16 protein-coding genes and 2 pseudogenes are annotated in these 22,013 nt (G+C 64.8%); 2 read left to right on the forward strand and 16 right to left on the reverse strand.

Going from position 1 to position 22,013, the window contains the following annotated elements; translation table 11 throughout:
* From JaAD80_RS16670 to JaAD80_RS16730, 13 genes are all read right to left on the reverse strand, one after another.
* Window positions 1-747 (reverse strand): PepSY domain-containing protein (locus JaAD80_RS16670; RefSeq protein ID WP_146012412.1); only part of this gene is annotated, 747 nt, incomplete at its 3' end.
* Between the two features lie 8 nt (window positions 748-755).
* Window positions 756-2,879, reverse strand: a complete 2,124-nt coding sequence (locus JaAD80_RS16675) for a TonB-dependent receptor (RefSeq protein ID WP_258003036.1) — start codon at window positions 2,877-2,879, stop codon at window positions 756-758.
* A gap of 74 nt (window positions 2,880-2,953) precedes the next feature.
* The gene (locus JaAD80_RS16680; RefSeq protein ID WP_102295618.1) at window positions 2,954-3,352 is read right to left on the reverse strand and encodes a DUF2946 domain-containing protein; all 399 of its coding nucleotides are present in this window, start codon (window positions 3,350-3,352) and stop codon (window positions 2,954-2,956) included.
* Window positions 3,353-3,405: 53 nt separating this feature from the next.
* On the reverse strand, window positions 3,406-4,002 hold the full coding sequence (locus JaAD80_RS16685; protein WP_258003037.1) for a membrane integrity-associated transporter subunit PqiC: 597 nt from the start codon (window positions 4,000-4,002) through the stop codon (window positions 3,406-3,408).
* Window positions 3,999-5,627: an intermembrane transport protein PqiB gene (locus tag JaAD80_RS16690; RefSeq protein ID WP_102295620.1), complete on the reverse strand. Its 1,629-nt coding sequence runs from the start codon at window positions 5,625-5,627 to the stop codon at window positions 3,999-4,001. The genes JaAD80_RS16685 and JaAD80_RS16690 overlap by 4 nt, the downstream gene beginning before the upstream one ends.
* Entirely contained in the window at window positions 5,620-6,912 is a 1,293-nt protein-coding gene (locus tag JaAD80_RS16695) for a paraquat-inducible protein A (protein WP_374755251.1), read from the reverse strand. Before JaAD80_RS16695 ends, JaAD80_RS16690 begins: the two co-directional genes overlap by 8 nt.
* A 134-nt stretch (window positions 6,913-7,046) precedes the next feature.
* Complete coding sequence (locus JaAD80_RS16700) at window positions 7,047-8,390, reverse strand: amidase (RefSeq protein WP_102295622.1); 1,344 nt, start codon at window positions 8,388-8,390, stop codon at window positions 7,047-7,049.
* 4 nt (window positions 8,391-8,394) lie between these two features.
* Entirely contained in the window at window positions 8,395-9,072 is a 678-nt protein-coding gene (locus JaAD80_RS16705; RefSeq protein WP_102295624.1) for a DUF2848 domain-containing protein, read from the reverse strand.
* Between the two features lie 9 nt (window positions 9,073-9,081).
* Complete coding sequence (locus JaAD80_RS16710; protein WP_102295626.1) at window positions 9,082-10,428, reverse strand: MFS transporter; 1,347 nt, start codon at window positions 10,426-10,428, stop codon at window positions 9,082-9,084.
* Window positions 10,429-10,537: 109 nt separating this feature from the next.
* A complete protein-coding gene (locus tag JaAD80_RS16715; RefSeq protein ID WP_102295627.1) occupies window positions 10,538-11,209 on the reverse strand; it encodes a DUF4286 family protein in 672 nt (223 codons plus the stop codon).
* A 201-nt stretch (window positions 11,210-11,410) separates the two neighbouring features.
* The gene (locus JaAD80_RS16720) at window positions 11,411-12,325 is read right to left on the reverse strand and encodes a LysR family transcriptional regulator (RefSeq protein ID WP_102295629.1); all 915 of its coding nucleotides are present in this window, start codon (window positions 12,323-12,325) and stop codon (window positions 11,411-11,413) included.
* A gap of 72 nt (window positions 12,326-12,397) precedes the next feature.
* Entirely contained in the window at window positions 12,398-13,633 is a 1,236-nt protein-coding gene (locus JaAD80_RS16725; protein ID WP_102295631.1) for a M20/M25/M40 family metallo-hydrolase, read from the reverse strand.
* The gene (locus JaAD80_RS16730; protein WP_102295633.1) at window positions 13,630-14,862 is read right to left on the reverse strand and encodes a urate hydroxylase PuuD; all 1,233 of its coding nucleotides are present in this window, start codon (window positions 14,860-14,862) and stop codon (window positions 13,630-13,632) included. Before JaAD80_RS16730 ends, JaAD80_RS16725 begins: the two co-directional genes overlap by 4 nt.
* A gap of 131 nt (window positions 14,863-14,993) precedes the next feature.
* Between JaAD80_RS16730 and JaAD80_RS16735 the strand changes: the two are divergent.
* A pseudogene (locus JaAD80_RS16735) lies at window positions 14,994-15,933 on the forward strand (LysR family transcriptional regulator).
* Window positions 15,934-16,006: 73 nt separating this feature from the next.
* A complete protein-coding gene (locus JaAD80_RS16740; protein ID WP_102295635.1) occupies window positions 16,007-17,761 on the forward strand; it encodes an allantoate amidohydrolase in 1,755 nt (584 codons plus the stop codon).
* 20 nt (window positions 17,762-17,781) lie between these two features.
* On the opposite strand, the pseudogene JaAD80_RS16745 reads toward JaAD80_RS16740, so the two are convergent.
* The 3 genes and pseudogenes from JaAD80_RS16745 to JaAD80_RS16755 all read right to left on the reverse strand — a co-directional run bounded on the left by JaAD80_RS16745 (window position 17,782) and on the right by JaAD80_RS16755 (window position 21,920).
* Window positions 17,782-19,016 (reverse strand): annotated as a pseudogene (locus tag JaAD80_RS16745) (Zn-dependent hydrolase).
* A 10-nt stretch (window positions 19,017-19,026) separates the two neighbouring features.
* Window positions 19,027-20,418: a dihydropyrimidinase gene (gene hydA, locus JaAD80_RS16750; RefSeq protein ID WP_102295637.1), complete on the reverse strand. Its 1,392-nt coding sequence runs from the start codon at window positions 20,416-20,418 to the stop codon at window positions 19,027-19,029.
* 17 nt (window positions 20,419-20,435) lie between these two features.
* A complete protein-coding gene (locus JaAD80_RS16755; RefSeq protein WP_102295639.1) occupies window positions 20,436-21,920 on the reverse strand; it encodes an NCS1 family nucleobase:cation symporter-1 in 1,485 nt (494 codons plus the stop codon).
* Window positions 21,921-22,013: the final 93 nt, after the last annotated feature.

Below are 22,013 nucleotides of genomic sequence, written 5' to 3' on the forward strand. Positions count from 1 at the left end.
GTCGCGCAACGCGCGGATGCGCCCGCCCGCCTGCTGGCTCCATGTGAGGCCCGTGGCCAGGATCACGAAGCTCACCACGCCCAGCGCCACGCCGAGGAACGCATGCCACTGGCGCCAGCCATTGCGGCCCCGCGCACCGCGCTTCGGCAAACCAGCTTGCGCGCCGCGCGGCCACCACAGGATCACGCCCGTCACCAGCATCACCATCAGCCAGCTGGCCGCCAGTTCGATCATCCAGCGCCAGCCATCGTTTTGCAGCAGGCGCGAATGCAGCTTCTTGGCCCAGTTGCCGAAACGCTCGCTGCTGGCCAGGCTGCCCAGCACGCGCGCGTCATACGGATTCACGTAGACAACGATGGCTTGCGCGGGCAGGCCAAACTTCGGCTTGACGGACGCGGCATGCCCGCCATGGCCCGCGTGTTCATCCTGCGCGCCACCGGGCGGCGCGAACGCCACCTGCACCGCGTCGCTAGCTTGGAACGGCGGCACCACATGCTGCACTTCCCAGCCGCGCGGCGCCGCCCGTTCCGCTGCCGCCACGGCAGTATCCAGCGGCAGCATGGCGCCCTGCGGCGACACATGATCGAGGTGCCGATACAGCCTTGCCTCGATCTGCGGCGTGAACACATACAACATGCCCGTCAGGGTGGCCACCAGCGCAAATGGCGAGGCGATCAGCGCGGCCCAGAAGTGGAGGCGCCAGTACAGGCTTTTGCGGCGCGCGATGAGAAAGGTATGATCGTCCATGGCCATCCTCACAGTGCGCTGTAGCTATAGGACAGGCCCAGCATCACGCTGCGCGGCGCGCCGGGCGTGTACTGGTTCTGCGTATTGGCCGCGTAGCTGCCCGTGCCCGAGTAACTGCTGCTGGCCGAATCGGCATAGCGCTTGTCGGCAAGGTTGCGCACCTGCGTCCACGCTTCCAGCCCGCGCGCCAGCCGGTAGCTGGCGCGCAGGTTGAACAGCGCATGGCCGCCATATTCCACCGTGTTGGCATTGTTCATCCAGTAGCGGCCCTGGTGCACGGCTTCCAGCGCCACCCTGGCGCCGGCCACGGGCTGGTAGCCGACCTCGAACGAGGTGATGTCGCGCGGCGCCTGCGGCATGCTGCGGCCGCTGTAATCGAGACTGCTGGAAAGCTGGTAGCGCAGGTAGCGGTGGCGCGCGATGGCCGTGGCGAAGCGCGCGTCGAACGGGCCGCTGGCGTAGTTCAACCCCAGTTCCAGCCCTTCGCTGCGCGTGCGGCCCGCATTGCGGTTTTCGCTGTTCCCCGGCGACAGCGTATAGCTGACGATGGTGTCGCGCCCGTCGAGCCGGTACAGGGCCGTATCGAGTTTCAAGCGGCCCTCAAGGAAAGCCCGGCGCAGGCCGATTTCATAGTTGTTGTACACGGACGGCTGCAGGTCGGCGATGCCCGTCTTGCCGTACAGCTGGCTCACCTCGGGCGGCGTGAAGCCCTGGCTGACGTTCGCATACACGCTGCCTGCATGGCCGATGGCGTAGGTGGCGCCCAGCTTCGGGCTCACATGCGAAAAGCTGCGCGACTCGTCGGGCGCGCCGTAATTGACGCTGCCGCCTGGCGCCAGCCTGTTATGGTAGTCGTAGCGGATGGCGTCCGAACGGCCGCCCAGCACCACGCGCGTGCCGGCCAGCGGCGAAAACTCCCATTGCGCGAAGATGGCCGTGTTCAGAATGTCCGTCTGGTAGTCGCGCACGCCCTGCGGATTGGAAGCGTTGGCCAGGGTGTAGCGCAGATAGCGTCCCGTGGCCGCATCGCGCACGATGGACAGATTATCGCTGACAAAGGGATTGTCGCTCTTGTCCACGTACACGCCGGCAACCAGGCGTGTACGCAGCCAGGCGAATTCCTGCTGGTGCTTCACGTCCAGCCCCAGTGAATCGACGTGGTTGTTGTTGATAACGCCCTTGCACAGCATGCCCGCGCAGCTGCCGATGGAATACGCGGGCAGTTGTCCATGGTCGTTCTTGCGCGTAAATACGGTGATGGTGCTCGTGCCATTGGCCGTCGTCGCGCCCTCCCACGCCACATTCATGCGCGTGGTCTTGTCCTTGCGGTAGGTGAACGTGTTCAGGCTCTTGCCCGGGTTGGCGCGGTAATCGTTTTCGAACAGGCTGCCCGTCATGGCCGCGTCGAGATCCGTGTGAACCAGAGTGGCGCGCAGCTGCGACGTGGGGCTGAGCGCATAGTCGGCGCGCAGCGAAAACGAATCCTTGTCGCCATAGCTGTACTCTTGCCAGTTGTCGCGCGAACGGCGCGAGCTGTAATGGGAAAAGCGCAGGCCCAGCGATCCCCACGTATCGCTGGCGGAGCTGTCGTAGCGCGTAAAACCCGCCACGTTGTCGCGCCGCACGCCCACCTTGGCCGTCGGCGTGGCGCTGGCGCCGGCCGTGAGGAAATTGACGGCGCCGCCCACGGCATTGCTGCCATACAGCGAGGAAGCGGCGCCCTTCACCACTTCCACGCCGCTGGCGCCGGCCATGTTCATTTCATTGAGCGAGTTGTGGTTGAAGACGCCCAGCGGGCGGATGGGAATGCCATCCTCCAGATACTGGTAGACGGCATTCGTGCCGATGGGCTGGCGGATGCTCATGCTGTGCTGCTCGTTGCCCAGGTCATTCCAATACACGCCGGCGATGCGGTTGAGGATATCGCCCATGGTCTTGGGCCTGTCGCGTTCCAGCGTCTGCGCATTGACGACGCCAATGGCCTGCGGCGTCTCGGACAGCCACGCTTGCGCGCGCGAGCCGGAAACGACGACGGTGTCGATGGCGCGGTCAGTTTGGTCAGCTTGCTGCGCCTGCGCGCAAGGGTAGGCCACGGTGATGGCCGCGGCCAGCACCAATAATTTCTTGTTCATGTGATTCTCGTTGAAGTATGCGGATGCGACCCGTCACGCCAGTGGGCGGACAGGTCGGACTTGACAATGCAAACTCAGACGAGGGCGGGCGGCGCGCGCGACTGCGCGGTGGACCAGATGAACAGCGGTGCGGGAGACTGGTAATACAGGGCGGGGAAAATGGCCGTGCCCATGGCAACGGGCAGCGGCAGCACGGGGCCGGTGGGCGGCAAGCCTGCGGAACCCGCATGCGTGGAACAGAAGGCGCAATGCTCCATCTGCATGGCCTTGCCGGCGGACTTGCCGTCCTCGGTGGTGCCGTCCTCGACCACCTGGACAAAACGGATGCCGGCCACCGAGCAGATTTCAGCCCAGCCGGAGCCCGATTGCTGCTTGGCGTTGGCGACGGCCTGGGAAATCGATGGCGCGAGCGCCGCCAGCAGGATCGCAAAACAGGCGATCCAGGCGGCAAGGCGGCGCGTGAACAAGGTCATTCCCATGGCCGCATTTTACCAGCGGCCATGGGGAGTGGCTAGCGCCGGGCCGCTCAGGCGGCCGGGCAGGCGGCGCTGCCGCTGTCGAACGAGCGCACGACAGCGGCCATGTCGGCGGCGATGCGGCCCACGGCGCGGCGGTGGCCCGTCACCAATTCATCGTAGCCGGCGCCCACCTTTTCATTGGCCACAGTGCGGCACGTCACCACCTTGCTGCTGGACAGCTGGCGCACGCTCCAGACAGCGTCGATCAGCGCGTACTGTCCCATCACCGATTCAAAACGCTGCACGTTGCTGCTGATGCGGTACACGGGCAGGTTGTCCGGGTGCGGCGTGCGGAACACGTCGATGGCGCCCAGGTCGTTCGTCACGGCCGTGGACAGGGCCTGGCCGATTTCGCCGGCCAGCGGCCCCGCCCAGCGCTGCTGCTCCAGCAGTTCGATGCGGCCCGAGGGCGCCGTCACCACGAACTGGTTGCGGCTCACCTGCTGCGGCACGCTGACGGCCAGCATCTCGACATAGTATTTCACGGGCTTGGCCGGCTGCACCTCGGCGCCGCCGCTGAGCGTATAAAAATGCTCGGGCTGGGGCGTGGAGCAGGCGCCCAGCAGCAACGCCGCCGTGCATGCCGCGAGGATGGGCTTCATCATTTTTCATCTCCTTTTTTGCCGCGGATCAGGGACTCCGGGTGGCGCTCCAGGTAGTCCGACAGGGCGTTCAGCGATTGCAGGGTTTGCGTCAGCTGCTGCAAGGCCTGGCGCACGTCCGACTGCAGCGGCGAATCCTTTTGCAGCACTTGTTCGGCCGTGCCGAAGGTCTGCTTCGCCGCCGTCAGGGTATCGCGCATTTCCGGCACCACCTGGCCATCGAGCTGCTTGAACAGGGTATTGGCCTGCTTGATGGTGGCGTTCAGGTTGTTGCCGATCTCGGCGTATGGCACCTGGTCCAGCTTCCTGGCGATGCTGGCGATCTGCGTCTGCAATTCATCGAGCGTGTTCGGCACGGTCGGCACTTCCAGCGGATATTTGTTCACTTCCAGCGCCACCTTCGGCGCTTTCGGGAAGAAGTCCAGCGCGATGTAAAGCTGGCTGGTGAGCAGGTTGCCCGTGCGTAGCTGCGCGCGCAAGCCGCGGCTGACCATGCGTTCAAGCAGCTGGTGGCCCACCGAGCCTTCCGCGTCATCGACGGCCGTCTTGAAGCGCATGCCCAGGCGGGCCGGATACAGGTTGACGGTGACGGGCATGCGGAAGTTCTTTTTCACAGGATCGAATTCGATGCCCACCGAGCGCACCTCGCCCAGCACGATGCCGCGGAAGTCCACCGTGGCACCGGGCTGCAGGCCGCGCAGCGACTGGTCGAAATAGAAGACGGTGGTAATGGCTTCGCCATCGGGTTCGCGCATGGCGCTGGCCTCGTCGGCGGCCAGGCGGTAGACGGTGCCGGCCGGCGCCGGCTCTTCCGGCTTGCGGCCGTTTTCCGCCTCGAAGGCGATGCCGCCCACCAGCATGGCCGCCAGCGATTGCGTATTCAATTTGAAGCCGTTGGAATCGAGCCGCACGTCGACGCCGCTGGCATGCCACCAGCGCGCGTTCTTGCCGACGAACTGGTCATACGGCGCATTGACGAAGACGGACATGGTGATGCCATGGCCGTCCTTGTCCAGCGCGAAGCTGACCACCTTGCCCACGCGCAGGCGGTGGAAGAACAGGGGCGAACCCACGTCCACGGAACCGAGGCTGTCCGCATGCAGGGTGTACAGCTTGCCCTTCTGGTCGCCGGCCACGGCGGGCGGGTCTTCCATGCCGACGAAGCTCTCCTTTTTCGTTTCCGACTTGCCCGTATCGACGCCGATGTAGGCGCCCGACAGCAAGGTGCCCAGGCCCGTCACGCCGCTGGCGCCGATCTGCGGGCGCACCACCCAGAAGCGCGTATCCTGCGTGGCGAAGCGGCGCGCTTCCTTGCTCATGTCGATCGTCACCAGCACCTTGGTCAAATCGTCACCGAGCGTGATGGTGCGCACCTGGCCGATATCCACATCCTTGTACTTGACCTTGGTCTTGCCTGGCTCCAGGCCTTCGGCGCTCTTGAAGCTGACCGTTACCGTGGGTCCCTGGTCGAGGATGGACTTGGCAGCCAGGCCGGCGCCGATCAGCGCGGCCAGCAGCGGAATGAGCCACACCAGCGACGGCAGCCAGCGGCTGCCCTGCTCCACATCGGGTTCCGGCAATGCGCGTCCGCCCGTTTCGGCAAGGTCGCCCGTTTCTTTGTCAGCCATGCTGTTCTCCAATCACTGTATTGTTTCCGGTACTTGTTATCACCACGGGCTCTTCCTCGCCGGGCGCCTGCTCATCGACGGGGTCCCAGATCAGGCGCGGGTCGAACTGCATCGCCGCCAGCATGGTCAGCACGACCACGGCGCCAAAGGCCAGCGCGCCGGGACCGGCCGTGATCACCGCCAGCGACTTGAAGCGCACCAGCGCCACCGTCAGGGTGACAACAAAGATATCGAGCATGGACCAGCGGCCGATGAATTCGACCATGCGGTACAAGACGGTGCGCTGGCGCGGCCGCCAGCGTGAACGCCGCTGCGCCGTGAATGCCAGCAGCGCCAGCACGCCCAGCTTGAGCATCGGCACGACGACGCTGGCGATGAAAATGATGATGGCCAGGCCCTTCGAGCCGCTGGTCCAGAACAGCACCACGCCGCTCATGATGGTGTCGTTTTGCGCGCCAAACAGCGTATAGGTCACCATCACGGGCAGCAGGTTGGCGGGAATGTAGAGGATCATGGCGGCGATCAGCAGGGCCCAGGTGCGGCTGATGCTGTTCGGTTTGCGCACATGCAGGGTAGAACCGCAGCGCACGCACGCCAGGTGCTTGCCCTTGCCCAAGGGCGGCGCCACCAGGCCGCAGGCGTGGCAGGGCACGACCTTCTCGCCGGGCGCGAAGGCCTTGTAGCGCATGCCGGGCAGCGCTTGGCGGGTCAGGTCGTCGCCCAGGTTCCACAGGGCCTTCGGGTCGAACGAGACGACGATGGCCAGCAGCAGGGTCAGGGCGCCAAAGGCGAACAGCCCCGGTTGCGGCACCACGGTGGCCAGGCTGGTCATCTTGACAACGGTGATCAGGATGCCGATCATCAGCACTTCCGTCATGCCCCACTCGCGCGACATCTGCACGGCACGCAGCACGCGGTGAAAGCCGGGCACCTTGACGCCGCCGCGCAAGCCCAGCGCCACGTACAGCAGGGACCCGAGTTCGATGGCAGGAAAGAGGATGGTAAACAGGAAGACCATGGCCGCCACCACTTGCATCTGTTCGGCCCACAGCACGCGGATGGAGCCCAGCAAGGTGGCGCTGGAGGTCAAACCATTGACGTCGAGTTCGACGATGGGGAAAAACTGGGCGATCAGGAAGACCAGGGCGGCGCCCAGGGTGAGCGCCACCACCTTGTCCAGGCCAGCGGGCGCGCCCCTTCCTGACGCGGCGCGATACAGCACCGAGCGGCAACGGATGCAGCGCGCCTTTTCGCGTGGACGCAGCGGACGCTTGCGGTACAGCACGCCGCAATCATGACAGCTAATCAGGTCGTATCGGTGCACAGTGTGAAGTTTGCCGGCGCCCGAAGCGCGACTATCCCATGTCAATACCAGCCATCATAGTACAGAGTTGGCATTTTCCTGCACCGCAGCACTATTTATTGTTGTGCACCCAACAAGCACTCCACCGCGCGGCCAATCCGCAACATGCGTTCGTCGGCGCCCGCCAGGGCGCAGATGCCCAGTCCCACGGGCAGTTCGCCCTCGGCGTGGCAAGGCAGCGACAAGGCACAGCCGTCAAGGAAATTGATCACGCTGGCGTTGCGCAGCACCAGGCCATTCGTGGCGAAAAAGGTGGCGTCATCCGCTTCCAGCGGCGCGAGCCGCGGCGCCAAAATCGCCACGCTGGGCATCAGCCAGGCGTCGAATGGCGCCAGGCGCCGTTGCGCGGCGGCGATCAGGCGCGCGCGCGCATCGAGCAGGTCGATATAGTCAAACGCGCCCTGCTGCTGGCCACGGCGGATGCGCGCCGCCACGCGCTGGTCGTATTGCGCGCCCTTCTGTTCCAGCAATGCCCGGTGCCAGTGCCAGGCCTCGGCCGCCACCAGACCGCCGCCGCCATTGATCGTCGGCAGCTCCAGCAATTCCGGGAAATCGAACTGCTCCACCAGCGCGCCGGACGCGCGCAGCTTGTCCAGCGCACGGTCGAATGCCTGCTGCACCTGCGGCTCGACTTGGGCGCCCACGTAGTCTGCGGTAAAGCCGAAGCGCATGCCTTTCAATGCGGGCGCGCCGTCGGCGATTTCCTGGCCGGACAGTGCCGCGTACAGCAGCGCGCAGCAATCGACGCTGTGCGCGATGGGGCCGGCCGAATCGAGGGAGCGCGACAGGGGCACCGTGCCGGCCAGCGAAACGGAAGCGGCCGTCGGCTTGAAACCCGTCAGGCCGCAAAAGGCGGACGGGATGCGGATCGAGCCGCCCGTGTCCGTACCCAGCGCGCCGGCCGCCATGTCCAGCGCCACCGTCACGGCGCCGCCCGAAGTGGAGCCACCGGCCACCCGTTCGCGGTCCAGCGGATGGCGCGGCGTGCCATGATGGGGATTGAGGCCCAGGCCCGAGAACGCAAATTCGCTCATGTTGGTGCGTCCCAGCAGGACAGCGCCGGCCGCGCGCAGGCGCGCCACGGCCCCCGCATCGGCAGCGGCGGGCGGCGCATCGGCCAGCGCCAGCGAGGCCGCGCTGCTGGTTTGCCCCTTGACGTCGAACAAGTCCTTGATCGAGATGGGTACGCCGGCCAGCGGCGAGGCCACGATGCCGGCGGCGCGCGCCGCGTCGCTGGCACGCGCTTCGGCCAATGCCTGCTCGCCATCGAGGCTGACGTACGCATGGCCGCCCTGCGCCCGGTGCGCCTCGGCGCGCGCCAGCATCTGCTCTGTCAGTGCCACGCTGGTGATGCGGCCGGCGGCCAGGTCGGCGGCCAGTTCACGGATGGTCTTCGTCATTTTTTTATCCTTCCACGGGCAGGGTTTGCACGGCATAGCGGTGCTGCAGGCGGCGCTGCAAGGCTGGATCATACAGCTCCAGTGCAAACGCGTCGCCATGGCCCATCTCGCCGATGATGGGTTGCGTGCCGCAGAACATGGCGCTGCCCAGCGGCAGGCTGGCCTGCCCCGTGTAGCGCAGAATCAGGTCTTCCGGCGACAGCATGCGCGTCACGGGGCCATCCTGGTACAGCGCCGGCACGCCGGCCCGTTCGCGCCAGGAACGCATCTGCAGCTGGTCCCAGTGGCCCGCCACGTCCGCATAGCGCCACAGGGTGTCGCCCACGGGTTTGCCGCACATCTGCTTGGACACCGTCACGCCATAGCTTTCCACCTTGCGGTCCGTATGGTCGGAGCCGATGCCCACCAGCAGGCCGTACTCTGTGGAGAACAGCACGAATTCCGCCTCGCCGGACGAGTCGCTGCCCGGCACTTCGATGGCCGCGTCGCTCGACAGCAGCTTTGCTGCCACGCGGTAAAAGGTCGGCACGCTTTTCGGTCGCGCCACTCCGATGGCTTCCAGTTCGGCGATATGGTGCTCGACCATCGCCATGTCGCGGCCCGTCCAGCCGGCGATGACCAGGTTGTCGATATCGAAGGTGACGGGGCCGTGGCCGGCCAGGGTGAAGGTGTGGGTAGTCATGATCGTTCCTTATTCTTCCAATGGGCCGCGGCCCGTTTCGCGTGCCGCAAAGACGGCGGCGCCGGTGATCAGCAAGGCCGCCGCCACGTACAGCGAGACGGCCATGGTGCTGTTGTACGAGCGGTACAGGCTGGCGATGACGAGCGGGGCGAAACCGCCGCCGATGACGCCGGCCAGGGTATAGGCCAGCGAGGAACCCGCGTAGCGCACCTTGGTGGGGAATTGCTCGATGACGAAAGCCGCTTGCGGGCCATACATGATGGCGTGGATGACCAGGCCCACGACGACGGCGGTGACGATGGCGGCCGGGCTGGCCGTGTCCAGCAAGGTAAAGAAGGCAAACGCCCACACGAGGCCCAGCACGGCGCCCAGCGCATACACGGGGCGGCGGCCGATCTTGTCCGACAGCGCGCCAAAGACGGGCACCGCCAGCGCATTGCAGGCAGTGCCGATCATGATGGCGGTCAATGCCAGGGTCGACGACAGATGCAGCACTGTCGTCACGTACGTCAGGGTAAACACCACCACCAGCGCATACAGCACGTCCGAGCCGATGCGCACGCCACCGGCGATCAGCAGGCGGCGCCAGTAGACGCGCAGCACGTCGCCGATCGGCGCTTCGGCCTTCGCATCCTTCTGATCGAGTTCCTTGAACAGCGGGGTTTCATCGATGCCGCTGCGTATCCACATGCCAAACGCCACCAGCAGCAGGCTGGCGATGAACGGCATGCGCCAGCCCCAGTCCATGAATGCTTCATGCGGCAGCATATACGTGATCAGGCCGATGCAGCCCGTCGCCAGCAGGGTGCCGAACGACGGCCCCACCTGCGTCCACGAGGCGTTGCGGCCACGCTTGTCCGGCGCCCCGTGTTCGACGGAGATCAGCACGGCGCCCGCCCATTCGCCACCGAGCGCGATGCCCTGCACGAAACGCAGCGCCACCAGCAGGATGGGGCTCCAGATGCCCGCCGTGGCGTACGTCGGCAAGAGGCCCATCAGGCCCGTCGTCACGCCCATCAGCATCAGCGTCACCACCAGCACCCAGCGGCGCCCAAGCTTGTCGCCCAGGTGGCCGAAGATCACGCCGCCGATCGGGCGCGAGATATAGCCTACCGCATACGTGGAAAAGGCCAGGATGGTGCCCGTCAGCGGGTCGAAGGAAGGGAAGAACAGATGGTTGAAGATCAGCGCGGCCATGGTGTTGTAGACGGTGAAGTCATACCATTCCAGGGTCGTGCCGACCATGCTGGCCGTGGCCAGGCGGCCCGTCTTGGGCTTGCCGCCCGGTGCGGCCGCATGCGCACCGCTATGCGTGCTGCCTTGCGCGGCGGTGCGCGCGGTGGTGTGTGTAGTCATAAGCTAGCTCTCTCGTCAGTTTTTATTGCAGGCGCGGCGCAGGATGCTTTGTCCTGCGCCGTCGCCCGTGTCTCGTGTTATGCGTGCCGGCAAGATGCGCGCAGGCGTGTCAGGCAGCCTGCAGGTCGGCCTCGCGCAATTGCCAGGACAGTTGCAGGATGGCCGCTTCGGCGCCATCGAGTCCCAGCGCCGCGCTGGCGGCATCGGCGGCCGCGACGGCGGCGCTTTCCGACGACGCGTCGACCAGGAAAATCGGATCGAGCACGCGGCCCTCCTTCTGCTCCGCCGGCAGGGGGCCGGACAGCTTGGCGTCGGGCGTCAGCAGACGCGTGGCGATCACGCCATCGATCTGCAGCAATTTTTCACCCAGCGCCGCCATACCGGCTACCGCTTGCGCGTCCTGGCCGATGGCTGGCGCGCCCAGGCGCAGCACGGCCAGCCAGGCGCCCGTGCCCATGCCCGTTTCCGCCTCGATGGCGCAGACCCTGCGCATCGGGTCACGCATGCGCTGCAAATTCGTCACCGACCATGGCGTCTGCTGGCCGAAGGCCTTGAAGTAATCGGGGGTCTGGAAGGCGTTCAGCGACACGGTGCGATACAGGCCCAGGTATTTGCGGGGACCTCGCACGCTCTGGTAGCGCGTGCCGCTGACGAAGCCGGGAATGCGCACGCGCTCTTCCACGTGTTCGCGGTCGTACCAGCGGTTGAAATCGCGTTCGTGTTCCGGGTCGGCGCTGGTCCAGACAAACAGGATGCCGGGCAAGGTGGGGGACGTCGTCATGATGGTTCCGTTCTGCGTTATGAGTGGTGTGCCAACCCAGAATAGGTGGCGCGCCTTCGCTTGGCAAACGGGTTATTCTGAACGCGACTGATAAGTTTTTCTTGTGGGTGGAGATGAGGCCAACAATGTTGACTCGCTGCGGGATGGGCCAACAATGTTGTCGGATTACGCGCAAGCGCTAATCCGACCTACGCCACAGCGTCAAGCACCGTACTCCTCCGCGAGCCCCACGCTAAACCGGGCCGCCTCTTCGCACGCCAGCATGGCCACCAGCTGGATCGCCTCCGTGGTGATATCTTCGCTGTAGCTGATGACGATACGCTGCGGCGCCAGGCTGCTGGTGCACGGGATCAGGGCGATGTTGCCCTGCTCGATTTCCTCGCGCAGGGGCGCCAGCGGCAGCACGGCGATGCCGAAGCCCGACTTCACCAGCCGCACGATGGCGGAAATCGAGCTGACGCAATGCACCCGTCCCAGCTGCACGCCCTCGTCCTGGCACAACGCCTTCAAGGCGGAATGCGGCTGCGAGCCTCGGTTCATGGTGATGATCGGATGCTGCGCCAGTTGCGCCACCGTCCATGGCGTGCCCGTGTAGGGCCAGTCGGCCGCCCGCCCTGCCCAGCCCATGGCGATGGCGCCGCTGCCCGTGCTGCGGATATGGTCGCCCGTCAGCATGTCCGTCTGCAGCGCGATATCGAGCTCGCCCTGCTGCAGCTGTTCGTGCAGGCGGCGCGTCGATTCGGACGTCAATTGAATCTCGATGCCCGGATAGCGTTCCTGCACGCGCTGCAAAAAGGGAATCAGCCAGGTATGCACGATGGTTTCGATGACGCCGATGCGCACTTCACCCGTGATCTGCGCGGGCGAGGAATTGGCCGCATACATGTCGCGGCACAGTTCCAGCATGCGTTCGGCATAGCCGAGCAGGTTGCGCCCGGCGAAGGTCAGGCGGATTTCACGCGCATCGCGGTCGAACAATCGCGTGCCGAAGTCCTGCTCCAGCGAGGCGATGCGGTTGGAAATGGCCGCCTGCGTGATGTGCAGCTTGTCGGCGGCCGTGCGGAAACTGCCCAGCCGCGCGGCCCAGACAAACGCTTCGAGAAAACGGGTATTCAATTTGGCTCTTCAATCAATGGGGTTTTCTTCACGATGGTGAGTGCGCCCCATTGTAAGCCAAAGCACCCTGCCCTATTTTTCACCCAGGAAGTCGAGCAAGGTCAGGGCAACGATCTTGCTGGCCTTGCGCAAATCCTCGAGCGCCAGGCGTTCATCGGCCTTCTTCGCATTCGATTCGGGCACCGTGCGCGGGCCGGCGCCATACAGCACGGCCGGAATGCCCCGCTCGCCATACAGGCGTGCGTCCGCGTACAGCGGCGTACCGACGGCGAGAATGGTTTCGCCGAGGATGGCTTGCGCATTCTTTTGCAGGCTGCCGACCAGCTGTTCGGATCCCGGCAAAGGGCGCAACGCATGCGACAGCAGCAGGCGGCGGATCTCGATGCGGATGCCAGGTTCGCCGCGCACGGCATTCTCGATCAGCGCGCGCACCTGCGCTTCCACCGCCACCGGGTCTTCTTCCGGAATCATGCGGCGATCCATCTTCATGACCAACTTGCCCGGCACCACATTGGTATTCGTGCCGCCGTCGATGCGGCCTACCAGCATGGTGGGCGAGTCGATGCCGGCCACCTTAGACTTGATCTTTTTCAGCTCCGGCAACTGGCCATAGATGGCGTTGAGGATCTTGTTGGCCGCCTGCAGCGCGTCATGCCCCGTCTCCGGCATGGAGCCGTGGCCCGACTTGCCATGCACGGTGATTTCCAGCTGCAAACAGGCGTTGTGCGCCGTGACGATGCCATAGCTGAAACCGGCGGCGATGACAAAATCGGGCTTGGTCAGTTGCTGCTCCAGCAGCCAGCCCGGCCCCAGCAAGCCGCCGAATTCCTCGTCGTAAGTAAAATGCAGTTCCAGCTGGCCTTTGAGTGGAATGCCCAGCGCCTCCAGGGCGCGCGCGGCAAACACATAGGTGGCGAAATCGCTCTTCGAGACGGCCGTCGCGCGGCCGTACATATAGCCGTTGTCGATCTGGCCGCCATACGGTGGATACGTCCAGTTGTCGCCGGGCGGCACCACGTCGCCATGCGCGTTCAGGGCCACGGTCGGACCACCGGCCGCATACGGGCGGCGCACGATCAGATTGGTGATGCTCTGCATGCCGTACGCTTCCACCTGGTCGGCCGGGACGGCGTGTTTTTCCGCGTGCCAGCCATACGCCTGCAGCAATTGGGCCACCAGTTCCGCGTGCGGTGCGTTATTGCCGGGCGGCGTGTCCGTCGGCTGCTGCACCACTTTTTGCAAGAATGCGACTTCGTCGTCGAAGTGTTCGTCGATCCAGGCCGTGATTTTTTCTGCGTGCGTTGTCATTTTTTTCCTTGCATGGTCTGTTGCAGCCAGACGCCCAGCTCACTGCGCTCGGCGTCGGTCATATTGGTCAGGTTCCCGATCGGCATGGCCTTCAGTTCGATGGCCTGCTTGTAGATCTGCGCCACGTGCTGGCGGATTTCCGCTTCATTATCCAGCATCATGCCGGCCGGCGCCGTGGCGAAGCCCGGCTGCGTGGGCTGGGCCGAATGGCAGGTGGCGCAGCGCTGCGCGATGATGGCATGCACACTCTTGAACTGCGCTGCCGGATCCACCGCTGGCGCGGCCGCCACGGCCACCGGCGCTTTCGGCGCGATGGCGACGGCCACGGCCAGCAGCAAGGCCACGCCAAGGGCCGGATAGCGCCACTCGACACGCCCCCTGTGGCGCAGGTTGAAGAAGTGGCGGATGAAGACGCCGGCCGCCATGATCAGCGCCAGCACCAGCCACGCATGGTCGTTGCGGTAGGTCATCGCGTAGTGGTTGCTGATCATGATGAACAGCACGGGCAAGGTGAAATAATTGTTATGCACGCTGCGCTGCTTGGCCTTCATCCCGTGCTTGGGGTCGGGCAGCTTGCCGGCGGCCATGGCCTCGACCATCTTGCGCTGGCCGGGAATGATCAGCATCAGCACATTGGCCACCATGATGGTGCCGATCATGGCGCCCACATGGATATACGCGGCGCGTCCGCTGAGCAGATGCGTGAGCACATAGGCGGCGCCGACGATCAGCGCGAACACCGTCACGCCGAACCACAGTTCATGTTGCGCCAGCTTCGAGCGGCACAGCAAGTCATAGACGGTCCAGCCGATGACAAGGGTGGCGATGCCGATGCCGACAGCCTGGCCGCTGGAGATGTCCGCCACGGATTTATCGATCATCATGGCTTGCGCATTGAAGTAGTAGGCAATCGTCAGCAGGGCAAAGCCGGACAGCCAGGTGGAATACGCTTCCCACTTGAACCAGTGCAGTTCCTTCGGCAGTTCGGCCGGCGCCACCAGGTATTTCTGCGGATTGTAAAAGCCGCCGCCATGCACGGCCCACAGTTCGCCCGACACGCCTTTTTTCGCCAGCTCGGAACCGGGTGCCGGCGGGCGGATCGAGTTGTCGAGCCAGACAAAATAAAAGGAAGCACCGATCCAGGCGATGCCCGTGATGACGTGCAGCCAGCGGACGATCAGGTTCAGCCATTCAAGGCCGTACGGAATCAGGTAGGCAAATACTTCCATAAATTTCCTCTAGTCAGACCGAACCAATATTCGTGCCAATCTACACAAGATAAACGGATTTACCGCCCGTCACATGAAAAATATCGTATATTTGACATATTCAATTCGATATACAACAGAGCCACCAGCCCATGTCCAGCCTGCCGCAACACCTCGATTTGCACCTGATCCGCATCCTCTACCTGCTGCTGGTGGAAAAAAAACGTCTCGCGCGTGGCGCTGAAACTGAACCAGCCGCAGCCCTCGATTTCCGCGTCACTGCGCAAGCTGCGCGAGCTGACGGGCGACCCGCTGCTGGTGCGCGGCGCGCGCGGCATGGTGCCCACCCAGCATGGCGAAAGCCTGCTCAATCCGGCCAAACGCATCCTCGACCAGACGGAAAGCCTGTTCGTCAAGAAGACGCCGTTCGTGGCGCAGGAAGAAGCGCGCACCTTCCACATCGCCGCGCCCGACTATCTGGACAGCCAGTTCCTGCCCAACGTGGTGGCGCTGCTGCGCCGCGGTTCGCCAAAAAGCCGCGTGGTGCTGCACAGCCTGGGGCCGGGCATCGACCATATCCGCCAGCTGTCAGACGGTGGCCTGGACCTGGTGATCGCCAACTGGGACGAGCCGCCCGCCCACCTGCACATCTCGAAGCTGTTTGAAGACCCCATCATCTGCGCCATGCACGCGGAAAACGCCTACGCGCGGCGCACTGCCAGCGACGCCATGACCCTGGACGATTATCTGAGCCTGCCGCACGTGGCGCCGTCGCAGATGATGCCCGGCTATCATGGCGTGATCGACTCCTTCCTGGAGCGGCAGAACCTGCAGCGCAACGTGGTGGTGGAATCGGCGTATTTCGGCCTGATCCCCTACATGCTGACGCAGACCGACCTGGTGCTGACCACGGGCCGGCAGTTCATGCGCTTTTATGAAAAGACCCTGGCGCTGAAAACGTACACCGTGCCATTGAAATTTCCACCGATGCGCTTTTACCAGCTGTGGCACCAGCGCGTGCACCAGGCGCCCGAGCACAAATGGCTGCGCGACCAGGTCAGCGCCGCAGCCAAGGCGCTGGTGCAGCGATAGGCGCTATCAGCGCGCGCATATAATGGACGCCAGGACGGGGCGCTATCATCACCGCTTGCATGATCGGAAAACCATGACCACCCTTTCAGACCTGAACGCCGGCAGCCCGGCCGACTTTATCGCGCGGCTGCACGGCATCTACGAACACTCGCCCTGGATCGCCCAGCGCGCCGCCCACGCCATGCCCTTCGCCAGCCTGACGGCGCTCAAGGCAGAGCTGCAGCGCGTGCTGGCCCTGGCTTCGCCGGAAGAACAGCTGGGACTGATTCGCGCCCATCCCGAGCTGGCCGGCAAGGCCGCCATCGCCGGCCAGCTGACGGCCGAATCCACCCGCGAGCAGGCCAAGTCCGGCCTGAACCTGTGCAGCCCCGACGAATTTGCCACCTTGCAGCGCCTCAACAGCGACTACAACGCCAAGTTCGGCTTTCCCTTCATCCTTGCCGTCAAGGGACCGACGGGTGAAGGCCTGACGCGCCAGGACATCATCGCCACCTTTGCGCGGCGCCTGAAGAACCGCCGCGCCGACGAGCTGGCCGAATCGCTGCGGCAGATCAAGCGCATCGCCGAACTGCGGCTGAACGACCTGTTCGACGTGCGCCTGGACTTCGGCCCGGCCATCATGCAGCAGGCGGAAACCCTGGCCGGCTGGAGCGACAGCGACTACAACCTGACCTGCGCCTACCTGACGCCGGCGCACCGTAAAACGGCCGCGCAGCTGGCCGCGTGGATGACGGAAGCGGGCATGCAGGTGCATATCGATGCTGTCGGCAATGTGGTCGGGCGCTATCTGTCCGACACGCCCGGCGCGAAAACCCTGATGACGGGATCGCACTACGACACGGTGCGCAACGGCGGCAAGTACGACGGCCGCCTGGGTATCGTGCTGCCGATCGCCATCGTGCGCCACCTGCATGAGCGGGGCGAAAAGCTGCCGTTTCACTTCGAGATCGTCGGCTTCGCCGAAGAGGAAGGCGTGCGCTTCAAGAGCACTTTCCTGGGCAGCACGGCCGTCACGGGCAGGTTCGACGTGGCGCTGCTGGAACAGCGTGACGCGGACGGCGTCAGCATGCGCGAGGCGCTGGCCGCCGCCGGCCATGAAGCGACCGCCATCGGCGCCATCGCGCGCGATCCGGCCGATTTGCTCGGCTATGTGGAAGTGCATATCGAGCAGGGTCCCGTGCTGCTGGAACGCGACCTGCCGCTGGGGATCGTCACGGCGATTGCCGGCAGCTCGCGCTACCTGGTGACCCTGGGCGGCGTGGCCAGCCACGCGGGCACCACGCCCATGACCATGCGCAAGGATGCGGCCAGCGCCGCCGCCGAAATCATCCTGCTGGTGGAACAGCGCTGCAACCAGGGCGAGGCGCTGGTCGGCACCGTGGGGCAGCTGCAGGTACCGAATGGCTCCGTCAACGTGATCGCCGGCGCCTGCACCCTGTCGCTGGATATCCGCGCGGCCAGCGACACGGTACGCCAGGCGGCCGTCGACGATATTCTCGATGGCATCGCCGCCATTTGCGCGCGGCGCCAGATCGATTATCAGCTTGAACTGCTGCTGTCGATCAGCGCGGCGCCTTGCGCGCCGTGGCTGATGGCGCAGCTGGCGCAAGCCGTGGAATCGGTCGGCATCGCACCGTACGCGCTGCTGTCGGGTGCCGGCCACGACGCCATGGCCATGGCCGCCATCACCGACGTGGCCATGCTGTTTACCCGTTGCGGCAATGGCGGCATCAGCCACAACCCGCTGGAAACCATGACGGCGGACGACGCCGACATCGCGGCGCGCGCGCTGCTGGCCTTTTTGCGCAACTTCCAACCCACGCCCTGAACGGAGCCGGGCCGCTGCCGCTAGACGGCGACGGCCCGCTCCAGCATTGCGTGCAGCAGCACGTTGCAGCCCGCTTCCAGGTGTTCGGGCTTGGCATCCTCGATTTCATTGTGGCTGATACCGTCCTTGCATGGCACGAAGATCATGCCGGCCGCGCCAGCCTGGCCGCATAGATGGCGTCGTGGCCAGCGCCGGAGACCACGTCCATCACGGAGTAGCCGAGCTTTTCCGTGGCGTTGCGCACGGCGCCCACGCAGTCGGGGTGGAACGGGCATGGCGGGTAGTAGGAAACGCGCTCCAGTGAAATGCCCAGCCCCGTCCTGTCGCGCGTGGCGTCGATAAAAGCCGTGATCTCGCCATGCATGGTGTTGAGCAGTTCGTCGTTCACATTGCGCAGGTCGATGCTGAATTTGACTTCGCCGGGAATCACGTTGCGGCTGTTCGGGAACACCTGCACCATGCCCACCGTGCCGCGCCCGTAAGGCGGATAGCGGTTCGCAATGGCGACGACTTCCTGCATGATGGTGGTGGCCACCTGCAGCGCATCCTTGCGCAGGCCCATGGGCGTGGGGCCCGCATGCGCTTCCATGCCCGTCACCACGCAGTCATACCACGACAGCCCCATCACGGCCGGCACGACGCCAATCACCTTGTCCGCGTCTTCCAGCACGGGGCCCTGCTCGATATGCGTCTCAAAGTAGGCGCCGATCGGGTGGTCGCCCGGCACCTGGTCTCCGCGATAGCCGATGCGCGCCAGCTCCTCGCCCACCGTCTTGCCTTCCGTGTCCTTGGCCGCATATGCCGTCTCCAGCGAGAAGGCGCCGCAGAACACGCCGGAACCCATCATCACGGGCACGAAGCGCGAGCCTTCCTCGTTGGTCCAGAAGGCCACTTCGATGGGCGCCCGCGTCTTGATGTGCAAATCGTTCAGGGTGCGCACCACTTCCAGGCCAGCCAGCACGCCGTAATTGCCGTCGAACTTGCCGCCCGTGGGCTGGGTGTCGATATGGCTGCCCGTCATCACCGGTGGCAAGGTATTGTCCGTGCCGTCGCGGCGCATGAAGACGTTGCCGATCTGGTCGATCGTGATGCTCATGCCCGCTTCGCGCCCCCAGCCCACCACCAGGTCGCGCCCCTGCTTGTCCAGGTCCGTCAGGGCCAGGCGCTTGACGCCGCCCTTCGGCGTGGCGCCGATCTGCGCCAGTTCCATCAGCGCCGCCCACAGGCGTTCGCCATTGATACGCAATGCATCCATCGTCAACTCCTTATGCGGTCGTGGCGGAAAAAGCCGGGCGCCCGATATACCGCCCCGCCCCCTCGACGGCCATCAACTCGCCCTTGTGGAACACCACCTTGCCGGCGGCGATGGTGGTGCTGGGGATGCCGCGCACGGTGCGTCCTTCGAAGACATTGAAGCCCCCTTTGGCGAACTGCGTGGCGGCGGAAATGGTGCGCGTGCCTTGCGGGTCCCACAGCACGATGTCGGCGTCGCTGCCGACGGCGACGATGCCCTTGCGCGGATACATATTGAAGATCTGCGCCGCATTGGTGGACGACACCTTGACGAATTCTGACGGCGTCAGCATGCCGGAATTGACGCCCGCATCCCACACCACGGCCATGCGTTCCTCGACGCCGCCGCAGCCGTTCGGGATGCGCGTGAAGTCATCCTTGCCGGCCGCCTTCTGCTCGGCGCAAAAGGTGCAGTGGTCGGTGGCCGTCGTGTGCAGGTTGCCGCTTTGCAGACCATGCCACAAGGCCGCTTGATGGTGCTTGCCGCGAAACGGCGGGCTCATGACGTGGCCGGCGACGAAATCAAAATCGTCGCTTTGGTAGACGCTGTCGTCGATCACCAGGTGCCCTGCCAGCGCCTCGCCATACACGCGCTGGCCATTCGCGCGCGCACGCGTGATGGCGTCCAGCGATTCCGCGCAAGAGACGTGCACGATGTAGACAGGCGTATTGAGCACGTTGGCAATGGCGATGGCGCGGTTGGCCGCCTCCGCTTCCACGGCCGGCGGGCGCGACAGCGGATGCGCCTGCGGCCCCGTGATCCCCTTCTTGAGCAAGGCTTGCTGCAATTGAAAAACCAGCTCGCCGTTTTCCGCATGCACGGTGGGCAGCGCGCCCAGCTCCAGCGAGCGCGTAAAACTTTTTACCAGGGTTTCGTCATCGGCCATGATGGCGTTTTTGTAGGCCATGAAATGCTTGAAGCTGTTCACGCCATGCTCGCGCACGAGGGTGCCCATGTCTTCATGCACCTGCTCGCTCCACCAGGTGATCGCCACGTGGAAGGTATAGTCGCCGGCCGCCTTGGCCGACCATTCGCGCCACTGGTGGTAGGCCTCGATCAGCGACTGTTTCGGCGCGGGGATGACGAAGTCCATGATGGTGGTGGTGCCGCCCGCCAGTCCCGCTGCCGTGCCGGTGAAAAAATCGTCGGACGTCACGGTGCCCATGAAGGGCAAATTCATGTGCGTGTGCGTGTCGATCCCGCCCGGCATCACGTACTGTCCGCCCGCGTCGATCACCGTGGCGCCGGCCGGCACGGGCAGGTTCTCGCCGACGGCGGCGATGATGTCGCCCTCGATCAGCACATCGGCGCGGAATGCCCGGTCGGCGTTGACGACGGTGCCGCCACGTATCAGTGTAGTCATCTTGTCTCCTTGAGTGATTACGACTGCGGCGCCTGCTGCACGTGCGCCGCCACCTTGCCCTTCATCATGACGCCGTAGACGACGGCGGCGATGGCCACGCCCACGAACCAGGCGTAGGTATAGATGGTCTTGAATCCTTCAGCCACTCCCGGGAACGCCGTGGGAAAGGCCGCATTCAGAAAGCCCGGGATGTTCGGCAGCACGGCAATGACGAAGGCGATCAGGGCCGCCATGTTCCAGCCACTGCCATACGAGTAGACGCCGTCGTCGCGGTACAGCTGCCTGACGTCGAGCTGCGTCTTGCGCACGAAATAATAGTCGACGATGAGGATGCCGGCGATGGGACCCAGCAGGGCCGAATAGCCGATCAGCCAGGTGAAGATGTAGCCCTGTGTCGATTCGAGCACCTTCCACGGCATCATGATGATGGCGATGAAAGCCGTGATGTAGCCGCCCATCTTGTACGAGATCTGCTTGGGCGCCAGCGCGGAAAAGTCATATGCGGGCCCCACCAGGTTGGCCGCCAGGTTGACGCTGACCGTGTCGATCAGCAGGATGATCAGGGCAATCAGCACGGCGGCACCCGTCATGCGGCTGGCCAGGTCGACGGGGTCCCAGATGGCCTTGCCGTACATGACGACGGAGCCTGCCGTGACGATCACGGCCAGCATGGCCAGCAGGCCCATGGGCACGGGCAAGCCGATCGACTGGCCCAGCACCTGATCGCGCTGCGTCTTGGCAAAGCGCGTGAAGTCGGGAATGTTCAAGGCCAGGGTGGCCCAGAAACCCACCATGGCCGTCAACGATGGCCAGAAGACGCTCCAGAACTGGCCCGCTTTTTTACCGCCGGGGATGAATTGCGATGGCTGGTCCAGCAGGCTGCCCACGCCGCCGGCCTTGCTATGCACCCAGTACAGCAGCACGAAGCAGATGAGGATTTTCAGCGGCGCCGTATAGGTTTCCAGTTTGCGGATCGACTCCATGCCGTGCAGGATGTAATAGAACTGGATGGCCCAGAAAGCCAGGAAGCACAGCAGCTGGCTGCCATTGATACCCAGGCCGGCAATCTTCTCGCCGCCCAGTTCATGGCCCATCAGCACGCCCATCAGGGTGTAGATCATCTGGCCGCCGAACCAGGTCTGGATGCCGTACCAGCCGCAGGCGACGATGGCGCGCATCAGGGCCGGCAGGCGCGCTCCCGCCGTGCCGAACGAGGCACGCGCCAGCACGGCGTACGGGATGCCGTACTTGGTGCCTGCATGGCCGATCAGCAGCATCGGCAGGAGCACGATGGCGTTGGCAAGAAATACCGTGAGCACGGCCTGGTAGCCGGACATGCCGCTGTCGATCAGGCTGGCCGACAGGGTGTAGGCGGGAATGCACATCACCATGCCGACCCACAGCGCGGCGAAGTGGTACCAGCGCCAGGTGCGCTGCGCCGCCGTGGTGGGCGCCAGGTCTTCATTCCAGAGTTGCGTGTTGCCTGAGTAGTCGTGGTTCACAGGGTTGCTCCATCGGTGAGACCGCTGGCGCGCACGGGCGCCAGGGATACGGCAATGTGGAAACGGCTCGGCTTCAAGTAATCTAGCTTACTG

Source organism: Janthinobacterium sp. AD80, from assembly GCF_002878455.1.
GTDB lineage: Bacteria > Pseudomonadota > Gammaproteobacteria > Burkholderiales > Burkholderiaceae_D > Janthinobacterium.